23 protein-coding genes are annotated in these 25,335 nt (G+C 61.6%); 2 read left to right on the top strand and 21 right to left on the bottom strand.

The window, feature by feature from the left end; translation table 11 throughout:
- The first annotated feature begins 154 nt into the window (after positions 1-154).
- The gene (locus tag G7009_RS21900; RefSeq protein WP_181132191.1) at positions 155-2,107 is read left to right on the top strand and encodes an oxidoreductase; all 1,953 of its coding nucleotides are present in this window, start codon (positions 155-157) and stop codon (positions 2,105-2,107) included.
- A 39-nt stretch (positions 2,108-2,146) separates the two neighbouring features.
- Positions 2,147-2,749 (top strand): helix-turn-helix domain-containing protein, encoded by a 603-nt coding sequence (locus G7009_RS21895; protein ID WP_181132190.1) that lies wholly within the window; start codon positions 2,147-2,149, stop codon positions 2,747-2,749.
- Between the two features lie 44 nt (positions 2,750-2,793).
- On the opposite strand, the gene G7009_RS21890 is transcribed toward G7009_RS21895, so the two are convergent.
- The 21 genes from G7009_RS21890 to G7009_RS21790 form a co-directional block, all read right to left on the bottom strand.
- A complete protein-coding gene (locus G7009_RS21890) occupies positions 2,794-3,855 on the bottom strand; it encodes a DUF1173 domain-containing protein (RefSeq protein WP_258198028.1) in 1,062 nt (353 codons plus the stop codon).
- A gap of 43 nt (positions 3,856-3,898) precedes the next feature.
- Complete coding sequence (locus tag G7009_RS21885; protein ID WP_219856718.1) at positions 3,899-5,377, bottom strand: cytosine permease; 1,479 nt, start codon at positions 5,375-5,377, stop codon at positions 3,899-3,901.
- A gap of 10 nt (positions 5,378-5,387) precedes the next feature.
- Entirely contained in the window at positions 5,388-5,615 is a 228-nt protein-coding gene (locus tag G7009_RS21880; RefSeq protein WP_181132188.1) for a hypothetical protein, read from the bottom strand.
- A 40-nt stretch (positions 5,616-5,655) separates the two neighbouring features.
- Complete coding sequence (locus tag G7009_RS21875) at positions 5,656-7,320, bottom strand: choline dehydrogenase (protein WP_181132187.1); 1,665 nt, start codon at positions 7,318-7,320, stop codon at positions 5,656-5,658.
- A 53-nt stretch (positions 7,321-7,373) separates the two neighbouring features.
- Positions 7,374-8,798 (bottom strand): aldehyde dehydrogenase family protein, encoded by a 1,425-nt coding sequence (locus tag G7009_RS21870; RefSeq protein ID WP_181132221.1) that lies wholly within the window; start codon positions 8,796-8,798, stop codon positions 7,374-7,376.
- A gap of 365 nt (positions 8,799-9,163) precedes the next feature.
- Positions 9,164-9,766: a TetR/AcrR family transcriptional regulator gene (locus G7009_RS21865; protein WP_181132186.1), complete on the bottom strand. Its 603-nt coding sequence runs from the start codon at positions 9,764-9,766 to the stop codon at positions 9,164-9,166.
- 222 nt (positions 9,767-9,988) lie between these two features.
- Positions 9,989-10,882, bottom strand: a complete 894-nt coding sequence (gene panC, locus G7009_RS21860; RefSeq protein ID WP_181132185.1) for a pantoate--beta-alanine ligase — start codon at positions 10,880-10,882, stop codon at positions 9,989-9,991.
- Positions 10,883-10,886: 4 nt separating this feature from the next.
- Positions 10,887-11,438, bottom strand: coding sequence for a glutathione peroxidase (locus G7009_RS21855; protein ID WP_181132184.1), 552 nt, complete (start codon positions 11,436-11,438; stop codon positions 10,887-10,889).
- Between the two features lie 27 nt (positions 11,439-11,465).
- The gene (locus G7009_RS21850; protein ID WP_181132183.1) at positions 11,466-12,671 is read right to left on the bottom strand and encodes an MFS transporter; all 1,206 of its coding nucleotides are present in this window, start codon (positions 12,669-12,671) and stop codon (positions 11,466-11,468) included.
- A gap of 33 nt (positions 12,672-12,704) precedes the next feature.
- Positions 12,705-13,562 (bottom strand): cache domain-containing protein, encoded by an 858-nt coding sequence (locus G7009_RS21845; protein ID WP_181132182.1) that lies wholly within the window; start codon positions 13,560-13,562, stop codon positions 12,705-12,707.
- 58 nt (positions 13,563-13,620) lie between these two features.
- The gene (locus tag G7009_RS21840) at positions 13,621-14,745 is read right to left on the bottom strand and encodes an acyl-CoA dehydrogenase family protein (RefSeq protein ID WP_181132181.1); all 1,125 of its coding nucleotides are present in this window, start codon (positions 14,743-14,745) and stop codon (positions 13,621-13,623) included.
- Positions 14,746-14,786: 41 nt separating this feature from the next.
- Complete coding sequence (locus tag G7009_RS21835) at positions 14,787-15,587, bottom strand: crotonase/enoyl-CoA hydratase family protein (protein WP_181132180.1); 801 nt, start codon at positions 15,585-15,587, stop codon at positions 14,787-14,789.
- Positions 15,584-16,657, bottom strand: coding sequence for an acyl-CoA dehydrogenase family protein (locus tag G7009_RS21830; RefSeq protein WP_181132179.1), 1,074 nt, complete (start codon positions 16,655-16,657; stop codon positions 15,584-15,586). Before G7009_RS21830 ends, G7009_RS21835 begins: the two co-directional genes overlap by 4 nt.
- Entirely contained in the window at positions 16,657-17,805 is a 1,149-nt protein-coding gene (locus G7009_RS21825; RefSeq protein WP_181132178.1) for an acyl-CoA dehydrogenase family protein, read from the bottom strand. Before G7009_RS21825 ends, G7009_RS21830 begins: the two co-directional genes overlap by 1 nt.
- A gap of 108 nt (positions 17,806-17,913) precedes the next feature.
- The gene (locus G7009_RS21820; protein WP_181132177.1) at positions 17,914-19,221 is read right to left on the bottom strand and encodes an amidohydrolase family protein; all 1,308 of its coding nucleotides are present in this window, start codon (positions 19,219-19,221) and stop codon (positions 17,914-17,916) included.
- Positions 19,222-19,354: 133 nt separating this feature from the next.
- A complete protein-coding gene (locus G7009_RS21815; protein ID WP_181132176.1) occupies positions 19,355-20,632 on the bottom strand; it encodes a cytochrome P450 in 1,278 nt (425 codons plus the stop codon).
- A gap of 139 nt (positions 20,633-20,771) precedes the next feature.
- A complete protein-coding gene (locus G7009_RS21810) occupies positions 20,772-21,275 on the bottom strand; it encodes a carboxymuconolactone decarboxylase family protein (protein WP_181132175.1) in 504 nt (167 codons plus the stop codon).
- Position 21,276: 1 nt separating this feature from the next.
- Positions 21,277-22,452, bottom strand: coding sequence for a thiolase family protein (locus tag G7009_RS21805; protein WP_181132174.1), 1,176 nt, complete (start codon positions 22,450-22,452; stop codon positions 21,277-21,279).
- On the bottom strand, positions 22,449-23,354 hold the full coding sequence (locus tag G7009_RS21800; protein ID WP_181132173.1) for a 3-hydroxyacyl-CoA dehydrogenase: 906 nt from the start codon (positions 23,352-23,354) through the stop codon (positions 22,449-22,451). Before G7009_RS21800 ends, G7009_RS21805 begins: the two co-directional genes overlap by 4 nt.
- Positions 23,351-24,217: a fumarylacetoacetate hydrolase family protein gene (locus G7009_RS21795; protein WP_181132172.1), complete on the bottom strand. Its 867-nt coding sequence runs from the start codon at positions 24,215-24,217 to the stop codon at positions 23,351-23,353. Before G7009_RS21795 ends, G7009_RS21800 begins: the two co-directional genes overlap by 4 nt.
- On the bottom strand, positions 24,217-25,281 hold the full coding sequence (locus tag G7009_RS21790; protein WP_181132171.1) for an amidohydrolase family protein: 1,065 nt from the start codon (positions 25,279-25,281) through the stop codon (positions 24,217-24,219). Before G7009_RS21790 ends, G7009_RS21795 begins: the two co-directional genes overlap by 1 nt.
- Positions 25,282-25,335: the final 54 nt, after the last annotated feature.

Genomic DNA, 25,335 nt, shown 5'->3' with positions numbered 1-25,335 from the left:
GCAGGCCCGTTTTCTTGTTGTTGTGAGGTCTCGCCCCTGGCTCAGGGGGTGAATTCAACGCTAGTCGGGCGCCAGTAAAAAAACAAGTTGATTTTTTACTGTGGCTACACTTTGATGAGTAAAACAACAGCGATAACCGACCGGAGCTGCACGCATGTCATCTGCCTTTACCCACCTGTTCGAACCGCTGCAGATCCGTGGCAAACGCCTGAAGAACCGCATCATGTCCGCCGGGCATGACACCTGCTTGCCCACCGACAACCTGGTCAATGACGAGCTGATTGCCTATCAGCTCGCTCGCGCCCAAGGCGGTGCCGGCCTGATCGTGCTGCAGGTGGCGGGTGTGCATGACAGTGCCCGCTACACCTCCCATGTGCTGATGGCCACTGACGATAGCTGCATCGACGGCTATAGACGCCTGGCCGAAGCCTGCCATGCCCACGACACGGTGCTGCTATCGCAACTGTTCCATCCCGGGCGAGAGATCATGGAGACGGCCGATGGCCTGCTAGCAGTGGCCTATTCGGCCTCGGCGGTGCCCAACGAGCGCTTCCGGGTCATGCCTCGGGCGTTGGATCAGGCCATGATCGACGAGATCGTCCAGGGCTACGCCAGCGCCGCCCGCCGCCTGTACCAGGCCGGGCTGGACGGTGTGGAGGTCGTGGCTAGCCACGGTTACCTGCCGGCGCAGTTCCTCAACCCACGCGTCAACCGCCGCACCGACGGCTACAACGGCGGCCTTGAGCAACGCCTGCGCTTCTTACACGAAGTGCTGGCGGCGGTGCGCGCGGCCACCGACGAGCAATTCATCGTTGGCCTGCGCATCAGTGCCGACGAGCGTGATCCTGAGGGGCTGACCGAGGACGAATCCCTGGTCGCCGCCGAGGTCCTGCAACGCGAGATCGACTACCTGCACATCGTCGCTGGCACCTCCGCGTCGCTGGGGGGCGCGGTGCACATCGTCCCGCCCATGGCCATCGAAGCGGCCTACCTGACCCGCGAAGCTGGCACCTTCAAGGCGCGCCTGGATATCCCGCTGTTCGTCACCGGACGCATCAACCAACCCCAGGAAGCCGAACTGATCCTCGCCCGCGGCCAGGCCGACGTCTGCGGCATGACGCGTGCGCTGATCTGCGATCCGCAAATGCCGGGTAAGACCGAACGTGGTCAGGTCGAGAACGTGCGCGCCTGCATCGCCTGTAACCAGGCGTGCATTGGCCATTTCCACCGCGGCCTGCCGATCTCTTGCATCCAGCACCCAGAAACTGGCCGTGAGCTGCAGTACGGCAAGCTCACCCTCACCCTTGCCCCCAAGCGCATCATGATCGCCGGCGGCGGCCCGGCCGGCATGAAGGCTGCGGCTGTCGCTGCGGCGCGGGGCCACGATGTCACCCTCTACGAGGCCAGTCCACAGCTGGGCGGCCAGGTGCTGCTGGCCCAACTGCTGCCCCGGCGCAGCGAGTTCGGTGGCACCAGCACCAACCTGCAGCGGGAGATGGAACTGGCTGGCGTGCGCGTGGTACGCAACACCCGGGTCGATCGTGCCTTGGTCGAACGCGAGCGTCCCGACCTGGTGATCGCCGCCACCGGCGCGACGCCTTACTGGCCGGATTTCGAACGCAGCGGCCAGATGCAGGTGGTGGATGCCTGGCAGGTCCTTCGCAACCAGGCCACCCTGGGCCGCTCGGTGCTGGTGGTGGACTGGCGCAGCGACTGGATCGGCCCAGGCATCGCCGAGCGCCTGGTGCGCGACGGCCATCAGGTGCAACTGGCGGTCAACGGCACCCACTGCGGGGAGAACCTGCCGCTGTACGTGCGCGACCAGCTGGCCGGCGAGCTGCACCGTCTGCGCATCCCGATCACCCCCTATGCCCGGCTCTACGGCTGTGACGACAACACCGTCTACCTGCTGCACACCGCCAGCGGCGAACCGATGATCTTCGAGGGCATCGACACCCTGGTGCTGTGCCTGGGCCACCAGCCCGAAGACACCCTGGCCGAGGAGCTGGCAGGTCTGGTCGAGATACGTCGCATCGGCGACTGTCTGGCGCCGCGCACCGTTGAGGAGGCGATCCATGACGGCCTGACTGTTGCCTGGGCGCTCTGAGGCTGGTCATACTGCCGCTTTCCCGATGGACCGACGCACATGAGCCAGCCCCCCCCAACGCCGCCCGCTACCGAAGACGGGGGCGCGGCACCGCAGTTTCTCGGCACCCGTATCCGCGGCCTGCGTAAGCGCCACGGCATGACCCTGGCGGAGTTGGCCAAGCAGAGCGAGCTTAGCGCCGGCTACATCAGCCAACTGGAGCGTAACCTTTCCTATCCGTCGATCCCGGCGCTGTTCAATATCGCCCGCAGCCTGGGCGTGACCATCCAATGGTTCTTCGCCAGCGAAACCTGCACCGCTGCGGAAGACAGCGGCTACGTGGTACGCAAGAACAGCCGCCTGAGCGTGTATTACGAAGACGGCATCGTCGATCAGCTGCTCACGCCGCAGCCCAACCGCCACTTGGAAATCCTCCACTCGCGCTTCCCGCCGGGCACTTATAGCCAGCAGAGTTACAGCCACGACGGCGAGGAAGCGGGTTACCTACTGGCCGGCAATTTCGAGCTGTGGGTTGGCGAGCGGTATTTTCAGTTGAGCGAAGGCGACAGCTTCAGCTTCTCCAGCCAGGAGCCGCACCGTTACGGCAACCCTGGCGAAGTGGATGCGGTGGTGATCTGGGTGATCACCCCGCCGACATTCTGAGACCTATCCAGGAACCGAACGCATTCGCCGTGATGCGCTTCCCCCTATTCTCGCGACGCCTCACAGCGGACGGCGATCGGAATGGCGTATCGACTCCCCTCCTCCAGCCAGAAATCTGGTAGCTGGCGCGACGAAACGGAGTCGAAGGCGAGCGGCTTCCAGAAACACCGTTGCTCCTCTCGCAACTTCAATTCCATCCACCGCTGCTCTGCCGAATCGAGGGGTAACCACGCAGCGCTTACCGGCACGAGTCGTAGCTTTTCGAGTCGAGCCAGACGTGGTGAGCAGGGTGTAGCCAGAATGACGGCCAGCACTCGATCACCCCCTCGCCACGCATCCACAACGAAAGGATTTTCGCTGAGCGCCTTTTGCCATTCTGCCGAGAGACAGGAAAATGCTGGTATTCCATCAAAGTCAGTCAGCGCAAGCCTGTGGTCGCTGGCTTGCTCTCGTGTTTCACTCCACGCCGCCAGCGGCACGATCGCGATAAATGGACGGGAAGCTTCCAGTGCCTTGAGGGCTTTCGCACGATTGGAGCGCTTCTGTTCCTTTACCCCAGGCGTCCCCACCAGCAGGTAATCCACCAATGGGAAACGCTCCAGATAGATGTCCCGCGCGGCCTCCAGCAGCCGGTCGTTGACATCTCGCACGGTACGCCAGGACTGAGCCTCTGGCGACCAGGCGTTGAGGCCTGCAATCGTCCAGACGAAGTCGAACAAGGCCCGCAGCGAGAACATCGTGGAACTGGCGGAACTGGCCTGCTTAAAACCCTCTAGCGGGCTGGTGATCACCGGGCCTACCTCCAGACACCATTCACCTGGCGTGTCTGCCGCACGAACACCGACTTTGTAGCTAGACATGCCTGACTGGCTCCTGGGAGGGAAGTAGAAAACACACGCAGGCGCATGTTCGAAGCCCTTTCCTGGCTCGCGAACCAGGCGCCCGGCGGTGAATCGCAAGCGTTTATCACCCTGTCTCGGACATTCACAGCTCAAGTGGGCGCCAGTCGTCCACGCACGCTCAAGCGCCAGCATCCAGCGATCACGATCTTCATTGCTTCGTGCCTGGCTCAAATCACAAATGCAGGTGTTTCCGGCCACCTGCATCCGGATGGGAAATTCGCAATCCCTCATGCTCTGGCTCCAGCTATCACAGCGCTACTTCCACGGGCTCTTTGTCCTGTACAGACGCGCTGCCAGGCATTGGATAAGCCCCCTTGCGACCCACCACCAGCCATTTCATCAGCACGTAGTACACCAACCCTGTGAACAGCATGGTGGGTATGCCCGCGCCCAGGTACATAAAGGCGGGTTCGGTACGCAGTGAAATAGGGTTGTACATCCACAGGTAGAAGGTGATCGAGGCGAAGGTGGTCAGCACCGCTACCCAGTTCACGCCACCGGTGAACCAGTACTTACCGCGTGGCGTTGAATGAAACAGATGTCGAACGTCCAGTTGCTCGCGCCGCAGAATCAGGTAGTCCACGAACATGACGCTGGCGATCCCCATAGACAGCAGACCGATGTAGCTGACGAACGCCATCACCTCATCGAGCATCCATTGCGTATTGAATGCCACATAAAGGCCGGGAAGCATGAACAGACCGATCAGCGCAGACCAGCGCAAGCGAGCGAATGCCCGGATCTGCTGTACCGACACGCCGGCCAGGTAGAGCATGATGACCATGGACGGAATGTTCGCCAGCAGTACGAAGACCATGATGGCGCAACCCAGGTAAGGGCCACCCAGCTTGATCATCCATACCGTCGGGTCTGCGGTGCCAGCGCTGACGGCGGCCAGTGCCGCGATGGCGGATATGAACGCCGCGCCCAGCACAGCCAGTCCCCAAATGGCTGGCCCGGCCAGGTGCTTGCGCTGTTTGGCCAGCCTGGTCAGCCCACCCACCATCGGCCACCATGAGAGCGAAGCGGACACACCGAACTCAATGGCATAGATGAAACCGGTGAGCTTGTCCTGGGTATAGGCTTTCTCTGGTGCCACGTTGGTGTCGAGCAGCTCGAAGAAACCGAAGTGGCTGCACAGCAAGCCCAGCATGATCAGCGTGACGATCAGATGACCAGGTGCCACGTAGCGACTGATCCTTTCAAACAGCCAAGGTCCATAAATGGTCATCGCCCATCCGAGCAGCAGGGTCAGGATGGCAATTGCGATCACTACATACTCTGACACTGGCCCGCCGCTTATCTCTTGATAAACATTGGCCGCTCCCCGCGACGTGAGCGCGACCAGCAGGTAACTCCAGCTCAGGTTCACCACCAGCAACACAAACATCGGAAGTATGGAGCCCCTTACCCCGAACGCAGATTTCGTGGCATCAATCGGATCGACACCATATCGGAATGAGGGAAGTCCGCCCGACAGGATCACCGGCACCAGGCCGATGATCGTTCCGATGAAATAGCCAAGGATGCCCAGCTTGGTATCGCCGGTAAATGGCAATATGCCGCCAATCAGAAACGCCCAGGTAGCCGCTGCGAATGCCGTACAGGTCCACAGGAAGGAGAAATAGCCAGTATAGATGCGCTCGCTGCCGGTCAGGGGAAGGCGCCCGGAAACCGATTCCTTGGCAATGTTGTTCAGCGTATCGAAGCTCATGTTGTCAGTCATTTTAGCCGCCTCAGGCAAATACAACGAAGAGTCCGCCGATCCAGAGGATCGCTGCCGCTACCAGCCAGATTGCGCATTCTCGAAAGATCACTGCGGAAGAGCCGTTGCAATCGCAGGCCAGATGCTCGACGTCGCGGATGCGGGCGATCTTCACTGCCAGAGCGATGTTGTACGGGGAATCATCCTTGGCCTGTACTCCATTGTGGAGTTGTCCTCGTAGCGTTTGTGGATGGTTCATGTCGACTACCTTTGTCTTGTCATTGTTGGTCGAGCTTGCATCAGACGGCATGGCTGTAGACCACGCCAGGGTTCAATTGCAGAGGGACGTAGAGCGGTGCCAGGGGCGTTCGGCCGAGGATGAGGTCTGCCGCCTTTTCCGCGATCATGATGGTCGGAGCATTGAGATTGACGCCGGTGATGCGCGGCATGACCGAGGCATCCACCACACGCAACCCTTGCACCCCGTGTACTTTCAGGTCTGCTCCGACGACCGCCTGCCCATCGTTACCCATGCGGCAAGTGCAGGCGGGGTGATAGTCAGTGATGGCGTTCTCACGCACGAAACGCAGCAGTGCGGTGTCATCGCGGCAGGCCGCACTTGCAGAAATTTCCGCACCACGGTAACCATCGAATACCGGCTGGGAAACGATCTCCCGCGTGAGTCTGATCCCCTCGACCATCTCACGGCTGTCTGCCGAGGTATCGAGCAGATTTATATCGATTCGAGGTGGCGCCATCGGGTCAGCGCTACGCAGACGAATCGATCCTCGGCTTTGCGGTCTTGCTTGGCTGATATGGATCTGGAAGCCTTGCTTGAGAACCGTTCGGCTTTCTTCGTAATCGATGGCTACCGGGATGAACTGCAATTCAAAGTTTCCGTAGGGCACCTCGGCATTGCTACGCACGAGTCCCCCCGCCTCCCAGAAGTTCGAGGCGGCCGGCCCTCTCTTGTGCAGCAGCCACTCTGCTCCCGCAGCAGCCATGCGTAGCGGCGAGCCGATGCGGTCCAGGGTCACGGGCTGAGTGCATGCCCATTGCAACGCAATGTCGGCATGGTCTTGAAGGTTTGCTCCGACGCCCGGTAAATCCACTTGCGGCGTGATGCCCAGTCGGCGCAGCTCATCTGCGGGGCCGATGCCAGAAAGCAGCAAGATTTGCGGGGAGTTGATCGCTCCACCGCTGAGGATGACCTCCTTTGTGCACACAGCGTGTCGCACCTTGCCACCTTTGCGGAAGGTCACGCCAACAGCGCGACTGTCGCACAGCTCGATGCGCTGTACATGCGCCTGCGCCTCAAGGTGAAGATTGCTGCGGGACAACGCCGGATGCAGGTACGCGTCTGCAGCTGAACAACGTCGTCCCTCCCACTTGGTCGCATCGAAACGTGCAAGGCCTTCGGCCTGATAGCCATTGAGGTCATCGGAAATCCCCACGCCGCTGCCTTTGCCAGCCTCGACGAATACGTCATACAGGGGGTTGTCGCTGGTGCCACGAGACACGCCCAACGGGCCACTTCCACCACGCCACAGGTTCTCTCCACGGTCACTGCGCTCAGCCTTGCGGAAGTACGGTAGACAATGGGCATAGTCCCAGGAAGGCAGGTCGAAGTCGCGCGCCCAGCCATCGAAGTCCAGCGGGTGGCCGCGCATGTAGACCATTGCATTGATGGTCGAAGAACCACCGACGACACGACCTCTGGGAATCGGGATGCAGCGATCATTCATCCCCTTGGCGGGCTCACTGACATAATTCCAGTTCAGCCCAGGATTGTTGTAGATGCGATGGACCCCTGCCGGGACCTGAATGAAGAAATTCCTGTCCATCGGCCCCGCCTCCAACACCAGCACACTGATGTCCGGGCTCTCGGATAATCGGTTGGCCAGCACACAGCCCGCAGAGCCGGCGCCGATGATGATGTAGTCGTACTCGACCGGATGTTCCATGACTGCTGCACCTCATCTTGTTTTTGTTTGCACTTCGTCAACGCAACACACGATCAACCGTGGCCAAGCATCGCCTTTATCTCGAGGAATTCGTTCAGACCGTATTCCGCGTATTCACGCCCGTTGCCAGATTGTTTGTAGCCGCCGAAAGGCGCCGTCAGATCCCATTCCGGATCGTTGATGTAGACGGTTCCCGCACGCAGGCGCCGGGCCACATGGCGGGCGGTGTCGAGACAGGAGGACTGGACATAGGCAGCGAGGCCGAACTCGCTGTCGTTAGCCATTGCAATGGCTTCATCGATGTCGTCGTACGCCATCAACACCAGTACGGGGCCGAAGACCTCTTCTCGCGCCAGGGTCATCTGCGGGGTCACATTGGCGAAAACAGTCGGTTGCACGTACCAGCCTTGGTCCAGGCCTTCTGGACGCCCTGGGCCACCGGCAACCAGTTGGCCACCCTCCTCGATGCCTAGATTGATCAACCGCTGAATGCTGTCGAACTGCCGACGGCTAACGACCGGTCCGATGACGCTCTCCGGGTCTCGAGGGTCGGCAGCACGGACGGCGTTGGCAGCGGCTTGAGCGCCTTCGATGGCCTCCTGCATGCGCTGACGGGGGACAAGCATGCGGGTCGGCGCGTCGCAGGTCTGCCCTGAGTTTGCAAAGCAGGCCAACGCCCCACGGCGAGCCGCATCGGCTATGTGCACATCTGGCAAGAGAATGTTTGCCGACTTTCCGCCAAGCTCCTGACAGACCCGCTTGACCCCCTCCGCTGCAAGCTTGGCTACAGCAATCCCCGCTCGCGTAGAACCGGTGAACGAAACCATGTCCACCAATGGGTGACTGACGAGAGCGGCGCCTACTTCGGCACCCTCTCCATTGACCAGATTGAAGACGCCGCGTGGTACACCGGCCGCCTGCAGTATCTGGGCAAACAGCAGCGCGCTTAGGGGCGTTTCTTCGCTGGGTTTGAGTACCATGGTGCACCCAGCAGCTAACGCCGGCAGCACCTTGCAAACGATCTGGTTGATCGGCCAGTTCCAAGGCGTGATGAGTGCGGCCACACCAATGGCTTCACGAATGATTCGAGTGCTACCTTTCTGAGTTTCGAACTCATAAGCGCCCAGCGTCTTGATGTACTGCAGAATTTGAGCTTCTGCGCTGGCTACCTGAACGGTGCGGGAAAAAAAGAGGGGCGCACCCAACTCTCGAGAAATGACATGCGCCATCTGCTCGGCGCGCTCACGAAAACAGCACAGGATGCGTTCGAACAGCGCCAGGCGCTCCTCGCGAGAAGTCTGGGAGAAGCTGGGAAACGCGGCGGCTGCGGCGCGGACGGCATGATCGACGTCAGCAGTAGAGCCGAAGGCTATTTGAGCGAAAGGCATTTCGCGAGCGGGGTCGTAGACGGGAAATACCCGCAGTGTGGCTGGAGCGACCCAGCTGCCATCGATGAAAAACGAAAGAGAATGGCTCATTACGATGTACCTGGTCGTATACAGCACCTGATCCGAAAAACGGACAGGCGCGGTCGGGGCGTAGGCTGCCAAAGGCAGTGCCAAGGAACTTCCCGTACAACACGCCCCGAAACGACCGTGTACGGCATCAAGTGCTATCCGCCAAATGGGATAGCGAGATTACGGTATACCAGAATTTCGAATTGCACAATCACCCGGATGTGCCGCTTGTCCCCCGTGTAGCGGTGCAGCGAACCAGGGTAGAACCAGGCTTCTTTGCATCACTCGGACGGCCCCATTTTTTTTCCATGCAGTGCGAGGTCAGTCATCGCGGCTGGATGACGAGGTTACCTGGGGCCGCACAGGCGGCCCTTTGCAACAGCCATTCAGGCAACGGCCGCACTTATCGCGCCACTGATAATGCTCGTCAGCTGGTCGACTTCATCCCTGGACGATGAAGGGGCCTCGCCGCTGTCCCAGAAGTGCAAGCCTTGCAGCATGCCAATGATTGCCCCAATCAAAAGGTCGGAGCGGTGATTGACAGTCGGCCCCTTGGCGGACTGGCCGGCGATCACCGACTTCAGGCAGCGGGCATACTCTTCCACTAGGGACTTGATATGTTCTTGCTGCTCGGTGGAGAGATTGATCATCTCGCGATTGATCAGGGTCATGCGCTTGCGCTCACGCCTCTGGAAATCCAGCGACGCTTGGACGAACAGCCGTAAACGCTCATCACGAGTATTGCCCTGTTTGACACTGGTGCGTGTGTTGACCAGCAGGTCGTCCAGCGCCTCTTCCATCAGCTCGTAGAGCAGCGACTGCTTGTTTTCCATGTGGTTGTACAACGATCCCGCTTGCATCCCCAGGTAGGATGCCAGGTCGCGCAGGCTGGTTGATTGATATCCCTTCTGGGTGAACAGTTCAAGCGCGGCCTGGCGCACGCGCTCGTGAGTTTCGGCGTTGCCATGTGATGAGGTAACTCGAGACATTTGGTTTTCTCCGCTCGCAGCTGGCTGTACGCATGTCGGTTTGAGTTACCTGCGCCCAGCCCTACCGGCCTGTGTGGTGAAGGCAACAGCACCCTGTACATCACCAGTGCCTGTCAGGCTGAAACACGAGGTGTTCCAAGCGCTCCGAATTCGAGATGCCTGTTGCAACTAGAGACGAAGATGACCGCACAAGCGACGGAAAAATTGCGCAGTGGGTAGCGCCTACAGTAGAGAACCCGACTTGCATCTAGGGAGAGCAATCGCTGGAACGTGGAGATCGACCACAAGGTTGTCGATAAGCCGCGTCTTGCCAAGACGAGCCGCGCCCAGAATCACCCATTGGTCGTCATCGTGTGTCGCCGGCTGCAAGCTCCGGGCGTTTCTGACTTCCAGGTACTCAAGCTCAAAACCCGCCGCCTCTAACCGCTCTCGACAGCCATTCAATGGAGGGCCGATCGCCTGCCCCCGCTGGAGCACTGCGGCCAGATCAACCAGGCACGTGTGCAGCCACGGCGCGATCGAACGTTGCTTCTCGCTCAGATAGCCATTTCGCGAAGACAACGCCAGGCCGTCCGGGGCACGCACCGTCGGGGCACCCACAATCAGCGTCGCCATGTTGAGGTCTCGCACCATTGCACGAATGACCGCAAGCTGCTGGTAATCCTTTTCACCGAAGATCGCCACGTCTGGCTGAACACTATTCAACAGCTTGATGACCACCGTTGCCATGCCATCGAAGTGGCCGGGGCGCGAGGCGCCACACAGCCCCTGCGACACCCGCGGCACCCTGACGAGGGTAATTTCCTGCATTCCATCCGGATACATCTGTTCGACGGCGGGCGCGAACAGCACATCGCACCCTGCGGCAGCCAAGCGCTCCTTGTCGACTTGCAGCGTCCTGGGGTAACTGGCCAGATCTTCGCCAGGGCCGAACTGAAGGGGGTTGACGAAGATGCTGGCCACCACGATGTCGGCCTTCTGCCTGGCCAGTTCGACCAGGGCCATGTGCCCGTCGTGCAAGTTGCCCATGGTCGCCACCAGCGCGATCGTGCCGTGCTCGGCACGCACGCGGCCAAGGTATGTGCGAAGCGCCGTTACCGTGTCGACCGTCAGCATCGATTCATGCCCCGCTGGCCAGCTGAGCGTCGATTGCCTCCAGCAGCCGTGGGTCGTCGGCCGCCACATCGGGCGCGAAACGGGCGACGACCTGCCCCCTCCGGTCGACCAGGAATTTCTCGAAGTTCCACAGCACGTCCGTGCGGTTGTCGGACGCGATGCCATAGCCCTTGAGCCGTTCCCTGAAGGGGCCTTCACCAATCGTCTCGGGCTGCGCGGCCGTGAGCTCGGCGTAGAGCGGGTGGCGATCCTCGCCGTTGACCGACAGCTTCGAGAACAGCGGAAACTGGATGCCGTAGTTCAACGAGCAGAACTCGGCGATTTCGGTATCGCTGCCCGGTTCCTGTTCCTTGAAGTTGTTGGCGGGGAAGCCCAGCACCTGAAGCCCTTGGTCTTTCTTGTGCTGGTAGAGCTTTTCCAGCCCTTCATACTGCGGGGTAAGCCCGCATTTCGACGCCACATTGACCAGCAGCAGTACTTTGCCGCGATAGCGGCCAAGGTTGCTGGCGGTGCCATCGATCTGCTGCAAGGGAATATCGTAAAGGGAATTGCTCATGGACCTGCCTCTCTTGCAAGGTTGAATTCAACGGTGGAAAGAATTGGATTTCCAACACAGATAAAGAACCAATACCCCGGCGCTCACTGATATCAGTGCAGACCAGAGGAACACCCAAGCGTAGCCGTAGCCTGCGGCAACCAGCCCCAGCATCGGCCCCGCCAACCCGACCGCGACGTCGAAAAACAATGAAAGCGCGCTCAGTGCCGAGGTTCGGTTGGCCGCCGGAATCACCGCCAGGGTTTCCATGCCGAGCCCCGGGTAGACCCACGACACGCCGATACCAGTCAGGGCCCCGCCAGCGACCACCAGCACCGGCGAGGGTGCCAGCCCGATCAGCAGCAGGCCCGCCGTCTGCACAAGCAAGCACACGGCAACCACGTTGTAGCCCCGGAACCGATGCAGAATGCCCGGCGATGCTAGTCGCGCAACAATGAAACCTGCGCCAAAGCCGCTCAGGCAAAAAGCCGCGCCACTCCAGCCCAGGCTGTCGAAATAAAGCGCCACAAATGCCGTCAGCCCGCCGTACCCCACCGAGCTGCACGCTAGCACAAGGCCGTTGGGCAGCACCGTAAGCAGCACCCGATGAAAGGCCAGCCGAGCACCGGCCACCACCGGCGCCGGGCACTTGCCGAGGGCCACAACCAGAAATACCAGGCCCAGCAGTGCAGTACACAGGCCCACGCTGGCGAGGCCGAACCTATCGCTCAACAGCACCCCCAACGGTGCGCCAACCGCCGTACCGCCATAGGCGGCTATGCCGTTCCACGACATGACCTTTGCAGTGCTGGACGCACCGCTCAAGCCAATGGCCCAGGTACAACTGGGCGTGGAGATCATTGCGGTACCGAGCCCCAGGATGATCCTGGCCAGCACCAGCGGCACCAGGCAAAGCCACAAGGGGGCCTGGAACATGACCGCAAGCCAAGTCAGCATACCGCTCGCGATCAAGCCGCCGAGCCCGCAAACCACCGAGCACCTGGCCCCAAAGCGATCTGCCATAGCCCCTGCCAGCGGTCGCGCCAGCAGTGTCGCAAGGTACTGCACACCGATCACTGCGCCGGCAACAACCGATGTCAGGCCAAGGTCATGCAGCACGAAACCCGGCAGCACGGCCAGCGGTAAGCCGCTGCACACGTAACCGACGAAGTTGAAACAGATGATAGAAAGGATCTGCGCATCGGGGTGCGCCAGCTTACGGTTGTCGGCGCCCACCACTCGGCTATCGCTCATCGATGACGTCGCCCCTGCCAAACGCGCGCCGGCCTATTGATCACTGTAGCAACCCACCGCAACCACATAGCCGTTCACCCGTTGCAAAAAGGTTTTCTTGAACTCGTTCTGCCCCGTGATGGGGTTGCGCCACAGGTAGTCGAGCTCGCCAGTCTCATGGTTTGCCATCTGCCGCAGAATATCCTTGCCAATCGGCTTGCCATCAGAGGAACGCAGCGACTTGAAGTCCGTACCGATCAGGCGCGGCAAGAACCCGTGGGCAATGAAGCGCTGGGTCTTGAGGTCCACCACGAAGGCATAGAGGTCATCCTGGGTGAGCCCCTTGTCGTGCTGGTTGATGAGCACGAAGGTCGCCTTCGGGTCCTTGCTCACCTGCTCGGCGATTTGCCGCATCAGCGCGCGGGCCTGTTCAGGGCTGGAGCGCGGCATGTAATAGCCGACGGAGATCACCCGATCCCCCACCCGCTGATAGAACACACGCTTGCGCTCCACCTTGGCGTGCTGCCAATTCCACCAGCGGTACTCTGCGCTGCGAACGGTGCCGTCGGCAGGCTCCTCGATGGCCTGCCGGAACGCGGCCTTGAGGTCGTCGTCCAGCACACTTACCACCGGTTTTCCGACCAGGGATACCGACGGCCCGCCGCTGGCCAGCATCACACCCGAGGTATCGACCACGTAGATGTACAGCTCGTCATCGACGAAGTCGCCCTGCCGACTGAATTCGGCCAGGGCACTGTCGCCCCTGGCCTGGTAGTGGGCGACGGCTTTGGCCAGCAATGTTCTGGCGCGCTGGCTTTCAGCGTCATAGGCATCCGTCGAGGGCTCTTGGGCCATCGCGAAAGCGGAGGCAAGGCACAGGCAAAAAACCGCGAAAGCTCGATAAAGGCTCATTGTTGTTTTTCCTCTGGTAATCCTTCGGGTGCCACTGTCCCGCCCTGCTTGCCGGCCCCTAGAGCGTGCGGCCAATGATCTCTTTCATGATTTCCGAGGTGCCGCCATAGATCCTCGCAACGCGCGCATCGACCCAGGCCCGGCTGATCTTGTACTCGCTCATGAACCCGTAGCCGCCATGCAGCTGCAAGAACTCATCGAGCAGCTTGCCCTGCATTTCCGAGCCCAGCAGCTTGGCCATGGCCGCCACATCCGCGGGCAGCTCGCCGCGCATGACCTTGGCCAGGCAATCATCGACAAACACCCTCAGCATGGTGAACTGCGCCTTTGCTTCGGCGAGCTTGAAGCGGGTGTTCTGGAAATCCAGCACCGGCTTGCCGAACACTTTCCGCTCGCGGGTGTATTCGATGGTCTCTTCCAGCAGCGTCTGGATCGACTGTGCGGCGCGGATCGCGATGATCAGGCGCTCCCACGCCAATTGGTGAGTCAGGTACTTGAAGCCCTGCCCCTCCTCGCCGAGCCGGTTGCCGGCAGGCACCCGCACATCGTCGAAGAACAATTCGGCGGTGTCCTGGCCCTTCAGGCCGATCTTTTCCAGCAACCGCCCCTTGGAGAACCCCTGGCGGTCTTCTTCGACGCAAATCAGGGTGAGCTCCTTGGCGCTGAGGTCGAGCTTGGTTGCGGTCACCATCAAGCCAGCGTTACCCCCGTTGGTGATGAAGGTCTTCTGCCCGGAAACGATGTAGTCATCGCCCTCCCGGCGCGCCAAGGTCCGCATCGAGCGCAGGTCGCTGCCGATACCCGGCTCGCTCATGGCGATCACGCCAATCAGCTCGCCGCTGACCATCCGCGGCAGCCAACGCTGTTTCTGCTCTTCGCTGCCATAGGCGACAATGTAAGGGGCAACGATCTCGGAGTGGGTAGTAAACCCCACCGCGGTGGCATTGGCCCGCGCCAACTCCTCGATCATCACCGCCGAGTGGCCGAAGTCCCCGCCAGGGCCGCCGTACTCCTCGGGCACGGTAGAACACAAAAGACCGGTCTCTCCCGCCTTGAGCCAGACCTCCTTGGGCACTATGCCGTTCTTTTCCCACTCATGCAGGTAGGGCACGATCTCGCGATCGACAAACCGGCGCGCTTGTTCGCGGAACATGTTGTGGTCTTCACGGAAAACGCCACGCATCTTCAATACTCCAAAATTCCGTCGGTTGTGCCTTTATGCGGTCACCGGTCGAGGTAGTCGGGGTTTCGCTTTTCGACAAACGCCGAAACGGCTTCCTGATGGTCTTCAGTGTGGTGGGCCAGCGATTGATAAGCCGCCGACAGCTCGAGCAGTGAGTCCAGGCGCATGTGCTGCCCTTCGCGCAGCAAGCGCTTGCACAGGCGCAGCGAGTGCCCCGGGTTGCTGGCGATGCGCTCGGCCAGCGAACGCGCTTCGGCCATCAGCGTCTCGTGCGAGCACACCTGTTCCACCAGCCCCCATTCCAGCGCCTTGACCGCATTGATGGTGTCCCCGGTAAAGGACATCAGACTCGCCTTGGGAACGCCGATGATCCGCGGCAGCAACCAGGCGCCGCCGTCGCCCGGCACGATACCCAGGCGTACGAAGCTCTCGGCGAATACCGCCGAGGTGGATGCCAGGCGGATGTCGCACATGCAGGCAAGGTCCAGGCCCGCGCCGATCGCGGGCCCGTTGACGGCGGCGATAACCGGAATGTCCAGGTCGTACAGCGCCATCGGAATGCGCTGAATGCCGTCACGGTAGGTATTGCGCAGCTCATAGGGCGAGCCTGCGAAGATGCCGGCACGCTCGTGCATATCCTTGACATTGCCGCCGGCGCAAAAGGCGCTGCCATTGCCGGTCAGCACCATGACCCTGGCGGACTTGTCGCGACGCAACGCGGCACACAGATCGACAAACTCCTGAATCTGTTCCGGTGTGGTCAGGGCATTGCGGGTGTCCGGGTGGTTCATGCGCACGGTGACGATACCGCCCTCGCGCTCGATCTGAAGAAACGGGTTCATAGTCGATTGCTCGCGAGGCCGGTCAAGGGTTGCTTGCCGTGGTGGGTCAGCAACGGCCAGTACCCGTCGCTGCCACCCTGGCAGATTTGTGCGCCCAGGCGTTGGCTCCAGAGGCTGGCCGAGCCAAATTCGCTACGCCATGCCCACAGCCTTCGGCTGAGCAGGTGAAGGGGGTATTCCTCGGTAAAGCCGATGGCGCCGTGTACCGAATGGGCGATGCTGGCGCCGACACTCGCGGCGTCGGCGGTACTGATTTTCGCTACGGCGATGGTCAAAGCCGCGAGCCCGTCGTCGGACTCGCAAAAGGCCGCTTCAGCGGCAATGCTGGCAGCGGCCGTCTGCTCGGCCAGTACCGCCAGCTGCTGCTGGATCGCCTGGAACGACCCGATGGCCTTGCCGAACTGCTTGCGCTCTCGCGCATAGTTGGCGGTCATGTCCAGCAACGCATGCAGCGCCCCGGCGGTCTGCGCCGAGCGCAGCATCGCGCCCCCAAGTTCCAGGACATCGACGCCGAGCCCGTCTGGCAGGTGCGCGTGGGCAACGACCCGCGCGCCACGGAAGACCAGGTCATCGCGCGGCTCTCCCGCCACGTTGAGGCTGGGGGTGAGTTCGCAGGCCGCGCTGCGTTGCAGCAACACCACCTGCGGTGTGCCCGCATCGGTCGTGGCGACGGCCACCAGGGCTTCTACATTGCGCCCCCAGGGTACGGCGCGGGCGATGCCGCTGACGTGTCCATCGGCCAGGGTCAAATCGGCACAGGCGGCGATGCTCAAGGTGCCCCCGCGCCCTTCAAGGCCGGCCTTGCCCAGCAGCCAGTTGGCCAGCAACGCCTCGCCCAGCGGTGCCGGCACCGAATGGCGCCCGGCGGCGCGGACCATCACATAGATATCCGCCCAGCTGGCTCCCGCGCCGCCCAGCGCTTCGGTGGTGCCCGCCAGGGTGAAGCCTGACTCATCGAGCGCAGACCAGAGCTCGGCTGGCCACTCGCCCCCCTCGCAGCCGAGCACATAGGCCGGGGTGGCCAGGTCGGCAAACAGGCGTTCGATCATCGTCTCAAATAGTTTGCGCATTATCGCAACTCCAGGCCGCGGGCAATGATGCCGCGCAGAATCTCGCGCGTACCGCCACGCAGTGAAAAGGACGGCGCCATCTGTGTCAGGTAGGCCAGCACCCGCGCGTACTCGCCGCCACCCGCCTGACGAGGCTCGACGTCAAGCAGCAGTTGCGCCACTTCCGGCAGTTCCTGTTCAAACACATTGCCCAGGTCTTTCACGCAAGAAGCGGCCCAGGCAGGATGTTCGCCCGCGGCCAGTTGCGCGGTGACGGACAGCGACATATTGCGCAATGTGAGCAGCCTGGCCGACAGGCGTCCCACCTCCCGTGCCTGCAAGGCATCAGGCGCCTTGCCGAGTGCGTCGATCAGGGCGGTGAGCAGCGCCATGCAACTGAGAAAGCGCTCGGGGCCGCTACGCTCGAACGCCAGTTCGGCGGTCACCTGATCCCAGCCCTTGCCTTCGTTGCCGATCAACGCCTCGGCCGGCAGGCGCACATTGTCGAAGAACACTTCGTTGAAATGTTCGCCGCCGGCCAGGTCGCGGATCGGCCGGATGGTGATGCCGGGCAGGGTCAGGTCGACGATGAATTGCGACATGCCCTCGTGGCGCGCGGCCTGCTTTTCGCCGGTGCGCACCAGGGCAATCATGTACTGCGAATGGTGGGCGTTGGTGGTCCAGACTTTCTGCCCGTTGAGCAGCCAGCTGTCCCCCTCACGTACTGCGTTGCTCTTGATGGACGCAAGATCAGAGCCGGAATTGGGCTCGCTCATGCCGATGCAGAAGTAGCTTTCACCTCGGCAGATGGCAGGCAAGTAGCGCTGCTTCTGCTGTTCCGTGCCGAACCGGTTGATCAGCGGCCCGCTTTGCCGGTCGGCAATCCAATGGGCCGACACCGGCGCACCGGCAGCCAGCAGTTCCTCAATGATCACATAGCGGGCAAACGGCCCCGCCGCAGCGCCGCCGTAGGCTTTGGGCAACGCCATGCCGACCCAGCCGCGGGCGCCCAGCTTCTTGCTGAACTCGGCGTCGAAACCCATCCATGAATGGGCACGCAGGGTCGGCGGGTAATCGGCCAGATGGGCCTGGATGAACTCCCGGACTTCGGCACGAAGCGCCTCGGCCTCGGGAGGAATGGAGCTGTAGCTGAATTGACTGATGGCCATATGCGCTCTCTAACTGAACACAGGCGCAATCGCCCCGCTTGAGGCGACCACAGAACCGTCCCCTTGCTTCAGCCGCCGATGCGCGACGCCTGAAGCAAGGTGAGCGACTTACAACGCGGTTTGCGCGTCAGCCTGAGCGAACATCGCGTTGATGTCGCCGGAGGTGACCGGCTTGTTGTCATCGCGTCCATGGTCGGCGCCGCCCAAGCCCAAGGCAGGCTCGATGCTGACGTGTGTGGCCTGGGCTCGCAGCGCGCCCACCGTGCAGTTTTCGCGGCCGTGGATGGAGAATGGGTCGAAGGAAAACTCGCGCATCGCATTCAGGTGGGTGACCTTGTCGATGACGTCCTTGGAGAGGTGCTGCAGCCCTTCCCAGGCGGTTTCCGGCGAGTTGGGCCACGTGCAGTCGGAGTGCGGGTAATCGCTCTCCCAGGTGACCATGTCGGCGTTGAGGAAATCCAGGTTCTTGAGGCCGAAATTGTCTTCGATGAAGCAGGTGATGAAGTGCTTGTTGAAGATATCGCTAGGCATCTTCCCGTCGAAGTTGGAGTTGGTCCAGGCGTTGTGATGGCGGTGAGTGAAGTCTGCACGCTCCAGCAGATAAGGCACCCAGCCAATGCCCCCTTCGGACAGGGCCATGCGCAGGTCGGGGAATTTCTTCCACATTGGCGCCCAGATCCAGTCGGCCGCCGAATTGGCGATAGAGATCGGCATGGACGTGATCCAGGCATCGATAGGCGACATGTCAGACGCGTGGTCCGCTTTCACGCCGGTGCCGATATGGCAGCAGATGACCACTTTGTTGTCGCTGCACGCCTTCCACAGCGGGTCCCAGTAGTCGCTGTGAATCGACGGGTAACCATGGATGGCCGGGTTGTCCGACAGCGAAATGGCATGCACACCCTGCCGTGCCAGGCGCTCGACCTCGGCGGCGGCAGCCTTCATGTCCCACCACGGTACGATCATCAGCGGGATGAAGCGACCCGGTGCGGCGTTGCACCAGTCGTGCAGGTGCCAATCGTTGTAGGCCTGGATCGCGGCCAGCGACACGTCGCGGTCACCGTGGACCTGGAAGCGCTGCCCGGCAAAGCCCGGGAAGGTTGGAAAGCACAAGGAGCCAAGCACGCCGTTGGCGTTCATGTCATCGACGCGGTCCTTGATGCTCCAGGTCCCACGACGCATCTGGTCGTAGCCCAGCGGCTCCATGCCGTATTCCTCTTTCGGCCGGCCGACCACGGAGTTCAGGCCCATGTAACCAGTGGCCTGCTCTTCGAACACCCAGACATCGCGCTCGCCTTTCTTGACGACATGCGGCTCGCGCCCTTTGAAGCGTGCCGGCATGTGGCGGGCAAAGGCATTGGGCGGCTCGATCGCGTGGTCATCGACGCTGACGAGAATCAGATCTTCAACTTTCATGGCTATCCCCTTCGCATTCGGGCTTGTTGTTGTGAATGAAGCATAGTGCAGATTCGACGTTAATTAAACACTTTTTTTGTTTGTGTTCAATTTATATCGTTTCACGTGGCCGTCAGGGCGGCCAGGACCTGCTTCAATCCCACAGCACATGCAGGTAATGCGGGCCGCGCAGCTGCGCGCCGACAATCTGCGGGCCGGGTTTGTCCGGGTCCAGGCGGATGTTGGGCATCAGATCGAGAATCGCGTTGAGCGCGCAGTTGATCTCGGTCTTGGCGACGAACTGGCCGATGCACATGTGCGGGCCGAAACCGAAGCCGAAGGAGGGTTTGGGCTTGCGGTCGATATCGAACGTGTCGGCATGTTCGAAGGCGTCTTCGTCCCGGTTGGCGGAGGTGACAATGCACTGCACCATCGCCCCTTGCGGAATGGCCACACCGCGGATCTGCAGGTCTTTGGCGGCCTGGCGCACCTTGAAGGTGGCCACCGGCTCGAAGCGCACTGCTTCATCGATGGCCTTGTTCACCAGGCTGCGATCATTGCGCACCCGCTCCAGTACATCGGGGTGCTGCAGCAGCAGCGACATCAGGGTGCCGAAGGTGCGGGTGGTGGTTTCACTGGCCGCCGGCAGCAGCGACCGTACGAAGGTGGCTATTTCATGATCATCCAGCGACCGGCCCTGGTATTCGGCCTGGATCAGGCGGCTGATCAGGTCATCGCCCGTACCGCCCTGCGCGCGTCGCTCGGCTACCACGACCTTGACCACGTCATACAGCGCTTGTGCGGCCTGCATCGCCGCGCCACGCGCCGCGGCGGCCTTTTCCGGGTCCACCTGAGGGCCCGCCAGGATCGCCAGGGCCCAGGCCGCATACTGCTCGATCTGCTCGGGGCGGTCTTCAGGGAACCCGATCAGCGAATAGATCACGCGAATGGGGAAATACAACGCGAAATCCATCAGGTCGGCCGACTTGGCCGGCACCATCGGTTTGAGGTACTCCTCGCGAATCACCCGGTCGATCTTGGTTTCCTTCCAGCGGTTGACGGTATCGGGCATGAACACCGGCTGCAGCAGGCTGCGGATGTTCTTGTGCGCCTCGCCATCCATCGCGGTCAGGATCAAGCCATCGAAAAACGCGCCTAGGCCCTCGGCGATAAAGCCGCTGGTGTAGTTGCCGGCATCACGCATCACGGCCATCACGTCGTCATACTTGAACAAGGTGAAGGTGGGCCGTGTGGCATCCAGCCCGGCGATGGTCGGCACCCCGAGGCGTGCCATGAAGTTGTCTTGAAGGACGGGGGAATTGGCGCGCATGTCACGGTAGGTCGCATGCAGGTCGATGTCGCTGGTGCCCCGGTAATTGCTGGCTACATCGGTGAATGCCTTGGTCAGATCGCTTTGTGCCGGTGTGGACATGATCATCTCCGGTTTTATTGTCATTATTTTTTATCAGGCCGCAGCAGAGACCCTTTACACGGGGTAATGGTAGGCCCTATTCAACTATAACTAAACAAATATGATTTTTATGATCATATAATTTGATGCGTGACAGTTTTCAATAGGCCTGCTGTACCAACGTCATGCGCCCGCCTGCCAGCATCAGCGCGCAGTACATGCCCAACTCGGCTATCTGGGCGACAGAAAAATAGGCTTCGAGCCGACTGAAATGCTGGTCGTCGATCGCCAGATAATCGCTGGCGAACAACTCGGCGTAGCGCAGCGCCGCCCTTTCCTCAGGGCTGAACCGAGCGCTGTCGCTGGTCATGCAGGCGATGTCCTGTTCTGTGACGGTGTCCGACTTGCGCGCCAGCTGGCAGGCCTGGCAGGTGGTGATGCTGGCGATCTTCAGGCGCATCAACTCGCGCAAGCGCTCGGGCAGCAGGCTGTCGCTGTGCAAGCTTTCCATCAGCTCCAGCCAGGCCAAAGCGGCCGCTGGACGGTGCGCCCAGACCTGTACCGGGGTGACGGAACTGAGCATGCGGCTGCGCTGCCCACGCTCGACCGCGTCCTGCAACGCGGGCGGCATGTCGTCGAGGGCAACCAGAGGCAGGCGGGCCACCTCAATCAAGCCGTTCGATAAGGGTGGCGGTGCCCATGCCACCGGCACAGCAAATGGCCTGCAGGCCGAAGCGGCCTCCCCGGCGCTCGAGCTCGTTGAGCAAGGTGGTCATCAGGCGCGCACCGCTGGCACCCAGCGGATGCCCCAGGGCGATGGCCCCACCGTTGACGTTCAACTTCTCGTGGGGTACGCCCGTCTCCAGCATCCACGCCAGCGGTACCGAGGCGAATGCTTCATTGACCTCGAACAGGTCGATGTCATTGATGTTCAACCCGGCCTTGGCCAGCACCTTGCGGGTGGCGGCAATCGGCCCGGTCAGCATCAAGGTCGGGTCGGAGCCGACCGTGGTGAAGGCGCGAATGCGCGCGCGCGCCTTGAGCCCAAGTTTTTTCGCCGTGTCGGCATTCATCAGCAGCAGCGCGGCAGCACCATCGGAGATCTGCGACGAGTTGCCTGCGGTGATGCGCCCGGCCTCGGGGCGGAAGCTGGTCTTGAGCGTCGCCAGCTTTTCCCGCGAGGTATCCCTGCGAATGGTTTCATCGCGACGCAACACGCCAGCGGGCTCGGTCAGCGCTTGCTCCTTCAGGTCATCGACCACGACCTGCACGATCTCGTTGTCGAAATACCCCGCGTCGCAAGCGGCCGCAGCGCGCTGATGACTGGCAAAGGCGAAGTCATCCAGGGCTTCGCGGCTGAGCGACCATTGGTCGACGATCCGCTCGGCCGCCTCGCCTTGGCTGGTCAATTCATAGCGTTGCGCCGCCAACCAGCCGAACGCCTCGCCGTGAAGGTCCCGATTACTGCCCATCGGAACGCGGCTCATGTTTTCCGCGCCACCAGCCACTACGACATCCATCGCGCCACTGGCGATCGCGCCAGCGGCCAGGTGCACAGCGACTTCACCCGAGCCGCATTTACGGTCGATGGTCAACCCGGGAATGCTGACCGGCCAGCCTGCACCCAACAATGCGGTACGGGCGATATTGGCGGACTGCTCACCGATCTGCGTCACGCAGCCGAAGATCACGTCTTCGACCCTTTCAGGGGCCACATCGACGCGCTCCAGCAAGCGGTTGATCACCAGCGAACCCAGATGATCGGCCCGCACCCCTGCAAGGCTGCCACGAAACCTGCCGATGGGCGTGCGCACCGCATCAACGATCACGACCTCGTTCATAGTGCACTCGCCTTGAGCCCGGACCCCGGAACCTGCTTGCCATCGGCATAGCGATACACGCCCTGCCCTGTCTTGCGCCCCAGGCGTCCGGCTGCAACCATCTTGATGATCAGTGGGCAGGGGCGAAACTTCTCGCCCAGGGTCTGATGCAGGTAGCGCAGCACCGACAGTCGCGTATCCCAGCCGGTCAGGTCACCCAGCTCCAACGGCCCCATCGGATGATTGAAGCCCAGGCGCAGTGCGGTATCGATGTCTTCGGCGGTCGCGGTGCCTTCCTGGAGCATCCACATCGCTTCGTTACCCAGCAACGCAGACATGCGACTGGTGGTGAGCCCTGGCGACTCATTGACGATGATGGAGGTCTTGCCGATCTGCTCGCACAGCGCGCGCGTGCGAACCACCACCTCGTCGCTGGTGGCCAGGCCACGCACCAGTTCCACCAGCTTCATCTTGTGCACTGGGTTGAAAAAATGCATGCCGATGACCCGGTCGGCATTGTCCACCGACGCGGCAATTTCGGTCACACTCAGGGCCGAAGTGTTGGTGGCGATGATCGCGTCGGCGGCCAGCAGCGGGGCTGCCTGGCTGATGACTGCCTTCTTCACCGCCAGTTGCTCGGAGACGGTTTCCACCAGCCAGTTCGCCCCGCTGGCGGCTTCGTTCAGGTCACTGGTGGTCAGCAAATTGGCCAGTGATTGCTGCGCCTGCTCCTCGCTGACCTTGCCCAGACGTACGCCATCGCCAAGGATCTTTTCGATGCTGACCCGCGCGTGGGTCAACGAGGCGGGATTGGTATCGACCACGACGGTGACGAACCCGGAGCTGGCGAAAGCATGCGCAATGCCGGTGCCCATCAAACCGGCACCCACGACCACTACTTTTTCTTTATTGTTGGTGTTCATGTCTGGCTCTCGATTGGCTGCGGTTTTTTACCGACTACATTTCGCAATGTGCCGATGCCTTCGATGCTGGCTTCAACCACGTCGCCCTCTTTTAGGAACAGGCCGGTCCCCATGCCGACACCAGCCGGGGACCCAGTGAACAGCACATCACCCGTGGCAAAGCTGGAGCGTTGCTGCACGAAGCTGATCAATTGCCCCACGTCCCAGGTCATCTCGGCGGTGGAGCCGTCCTGACGCACCTCGCCATTCACCTTCAAGGTCAGACGCACCCTGGGAGAGCCCTGGTCGAACTCATCCTTGGTGACAATCCACGGGCCCAGGCCCGTGGTCTGGTCCTGGCTCTTGGCGGCAAACAGGTCCATGCCGATGCCGGGCGGCCCGCTGCGCTGCAGGTCGCGCGCACTCACGTCGTTGCCGACGGTGTAGCCCAGTACGCAGGCCAGCGGGTTTTCGACGTCGATCTCGCCCGTACCGATCACCGCCACCAGCTCAACCTCGTGGTCGAGTTCCTCGGTCAAGGGCGGAAAGCGTATCGGGTCTCTGGCGCCGATCAACGCGCCGTAGGCCTTGAGGAATGCCACCGGCTGCGCCGGTGCATTCAATCCGAACTCCACCAGGTGCTTGGCATAGTTGGCACCCGCCACCACCACCCGATTGATCGGCTCGATCGGTGGCAGCAAGCGCACTTTCGACAGCGCCAGCGCCGGACCGCAGAGCCGGACGGAGCTGATGCCCCGCCCCGCCGCCACGCCCGGCGCCCAGTCCCTGAAGTTGCCGGAAATGGGGGTTACCTGGTCCTGGGCGACATCGACCACGGCCCAGAAAATACCGACCGCAGGGTGCTCACAGCGTGCCAGCTTCATCAGGCACCTACCTTGCCTAGCTTGGTGGGATCCAGATGCAGCAGGCGGCAGGCGTTCTCATAGCGGATCTTGCGCAGATCGGCATCCGAAAGCTTCAAGCCATGGGTCAGGTCATGGCGCACCGCATCGCTGCCGCCGAAGTTGCTGCCGTACAGCACATGGTCGGCACCGATGATATCGACCAACGCCTGGCGCATCGGCACTTCATGCAGTTCGACGTCGAAGTAGAAGTTCTTCATGTAGTCGAGCAGCGGCTTCTTGTTGTATTTGACGTCCAGGTTTTCGTTGGTCTTGGCCAGGCGCCCGAGCTGATACGGCACGTAGCCGCCGCCATGGGTGATGTACACCTTGAGGTCGGGGAAGCGGTCCAGTACGCCACCGCAGATCAGGTTCCAGAAGCAGCGGCTCTCGTCGTACTGCATGCCGACGATGGCGGTGGTTTCGTAACGGTCGTCGTTGGCGTTCTTGCCCCAGGTGACCGACTGGTTGTAGCCATGAATGAACATTGGCAGGTCCAGGTCGCAGAGGGTCCTCCAGACCACATCCAGCTCCGGCGAATCGAATTCCAGCCCACCGAAGTTGGCGCCGCCGGCGACCATGCCCTTGGCACCCAGTTCGGTGCAGGCATAACGCAGTTCAGCGGCGGCCGCCTCAGGTGCGTTCAACGGCACGTGAGCCCAGAACATCAGGCGGTCCGGGGCTGCCGAGCAGTACTCGGCCAGCGTGGTGTTGACGGTACGCGCAAACGGCACGGCGAACTCGGCTTCGGTCCAGTACATGTAGCAGTGCGACGGCACCGAAACTACCTGCAGGTTCTGCCCTGCCGCATCCATGCCGGCCAGACGGACTTTCGGGTCTGCCCAGCGCGCGAAATATTCCTCAAGCTTGGGGCCGTTGCCCGAACGCACGGCAGCCTTACGCTCAGGCGACCCGAGCCCCAGAATCCATTCCCCCACGCGCAGCTTGATATCGCCATCGGCGTGCTGTTCGAAGAACGGCCCCCAGTGCGGGTGCTGGTTGTAGTAACCCGGATGGGGCGCATGAGCGTGCAGATCGATAAGCATGTGCAGGTACCTCGAAGTTGGCACTTTTTTGTTGGTTTTCAGCGCGGTGCCTTT

Origin of the sequence: Pseudomonas capeferrum, from assembly GCF_013523055.1 — a bacterium.
GTDB classification, from domain to species: domain Bacteria; phylum Pseudomonadota; class Gammaproteobacteria; order Pseudomonadales; family Pseudomonadaceae; genus Aquipseudomonas; species Aquipseudomonas capeferrum_A.
Note: the sequence above shows the minus strand (reverse complement) of the source record. Positions and strands in the feature narration are given on the sequence as shown.

Bases quoted from the DNA above. Each gene is read 5' to 3' on its own strand.
- G7009_RS21880 (WP_181132188.1), bottom strand. From the start codon at position 5,615: ATGAACCATCCACAAACGCTACGAGGACAACTCCACAATGGAGTACAG.
- G7009_RS21795 (WP_181132172.1), bottom strand. From the start codon at position 24,217: ATGAAGCTGGCACGCTGTGAGCACCCTGCGGTCGGTATTTTCTGGGCC.
- G7009_RS21870 (WP_181132221.1), bottom strand. From the start codon at position 8,798: ATGAGCCATTCTCTTTCGTTTTTCATCGATGGCAGCTGGGTCGCTCCA.
- G7009_RS21805 (WP_181132174.1), bottom strand. From the start codon at position 22,452: ATGAACGAGGTCGTGATCGTTGATGCGGTGCGCACGCCCATCGGCAGG.
- G7009_RS21815 (WP_181132176.1), bottom strand. From the start codon at position 20,632: ATGTCCACACCGGCACAAAGCGATCTGACCAAGGCATTCACCGATGTA.
- G7009_RS21855 (WP_181132184.1), bottom strand. From the start codon at position 11,438: ATGAGCAATTCCCTTTACGATATTCCCTTGCAGCAGATCGATGGCACC.
- G7009_RS21900 (WP_181132191.1), top strand. From the start codon at position 155: ATGTCATCTGCCTTTACCCACCTGTTCGAACCGCTGCAGATCCGTGGC.
- G7009_RS21820 (WP_181132177.1), bottom strand. From the start codon at position 19,221: ATGAAAGTTGAAGATCTGATTCTCGTCAGCGTCGATGACCACGCGATC.
- G7009_RS21790 (WP_181132171.1), bottom strand. From the start codon at position 25,281: ATGCTTATCGATCTGCACGCTCATGCGCCCCATCCGGGTTACTACAAC.
- G7009_RS21830 (WP_181132179.1), bottom strand. From the start codon at position 16,657: ATGCGCAAACTATTTGAGACGATGATCGAACGCCTGTTTGCCGACCTG.
- G7009_RS21875 (WP_181132187.1), bottom strand. From the start codon at position 7,320: ATGGAACATCCGGTCGAGTACGACTACATCATCATCGGCGCCGGCTCT.
- G7009_RS21840 (WP_181132181.1), bottom strand. From the start codon at position 14,745: ATGCGTGGCGTTTTCCGTGAAGACCACAACATGTTCCGCGAACAAGCG.
- G7009_RS21845 (WP_181132182.1), bottom strand. From the start codon at position 13,562: ATGAGCCTTTATCGAGCTTTCGCGGTTTTTTGCCTGTGCCTTGCCTCC.
- panC (WP_181132185.1), bottom strand. From the start codon at position 10,882: ATGCTGACGGTCGACACGGTAACGGCGCTTCGCACATACCTTGGCCGC.
- G7009_RS21835 (WP_181132180.1), bottom strand. From the start codon at position 15,587: ATGAACCCGTTTCTTCAGATCGAGCGCGAGGGCGGTATCGTCACCGTG.
- G7009_RS21800 (WP_181132173.1), bottom strand. From the start codon at position 23,354: ATGAACACCAACAATAAAGAAAAAGTAGTGGTCGTGGGTGCCGGTTTG.
- G7009_RS21850 (WP_181132183.1), bottom strand. From the start codon at position 12,671: ATGAGCGATAGCCGAGTGGTGGGCGCCGACAACCGTAAGCTGGCGCAC.
- G7009_RS21865 (WP_181132186.1), bottom strand. From the start codon at position 9,766: ATGTCTCGAGTTACCTCATCACATGGCAACGCCGAAACTCACGAGCGC.
- G7009_RS21890 (WP_258198028.1), bottom strand. From the start codon at position 3,855: ATGCAGGTGGCCGGAAACACCTGCATTTGTGATTTGAGCCAGGCACGA.
- G7009_RS21885 (WP_219856718.1), bottom strand. From the start codon at position 5,377: ATGACTGACAACATGAGCTTCGATACGCTGAACAACATTGCCAAGGAA.
- G7009_RS21895 (WP_181132190.1), top strand. From the start codon at position 2,147: ATGAGCCAGCCCCCCCCAACGCCGCCCGCTACCGAAGACGGGGGCGCG.
- G7009_RS21825 (WP_181132178.1), bottom strand. From the start codon at position 17,805: ATGGCCATCAGTCAATTCAGCTACAGCTCCATTCCTCCCGAGGCCGAG.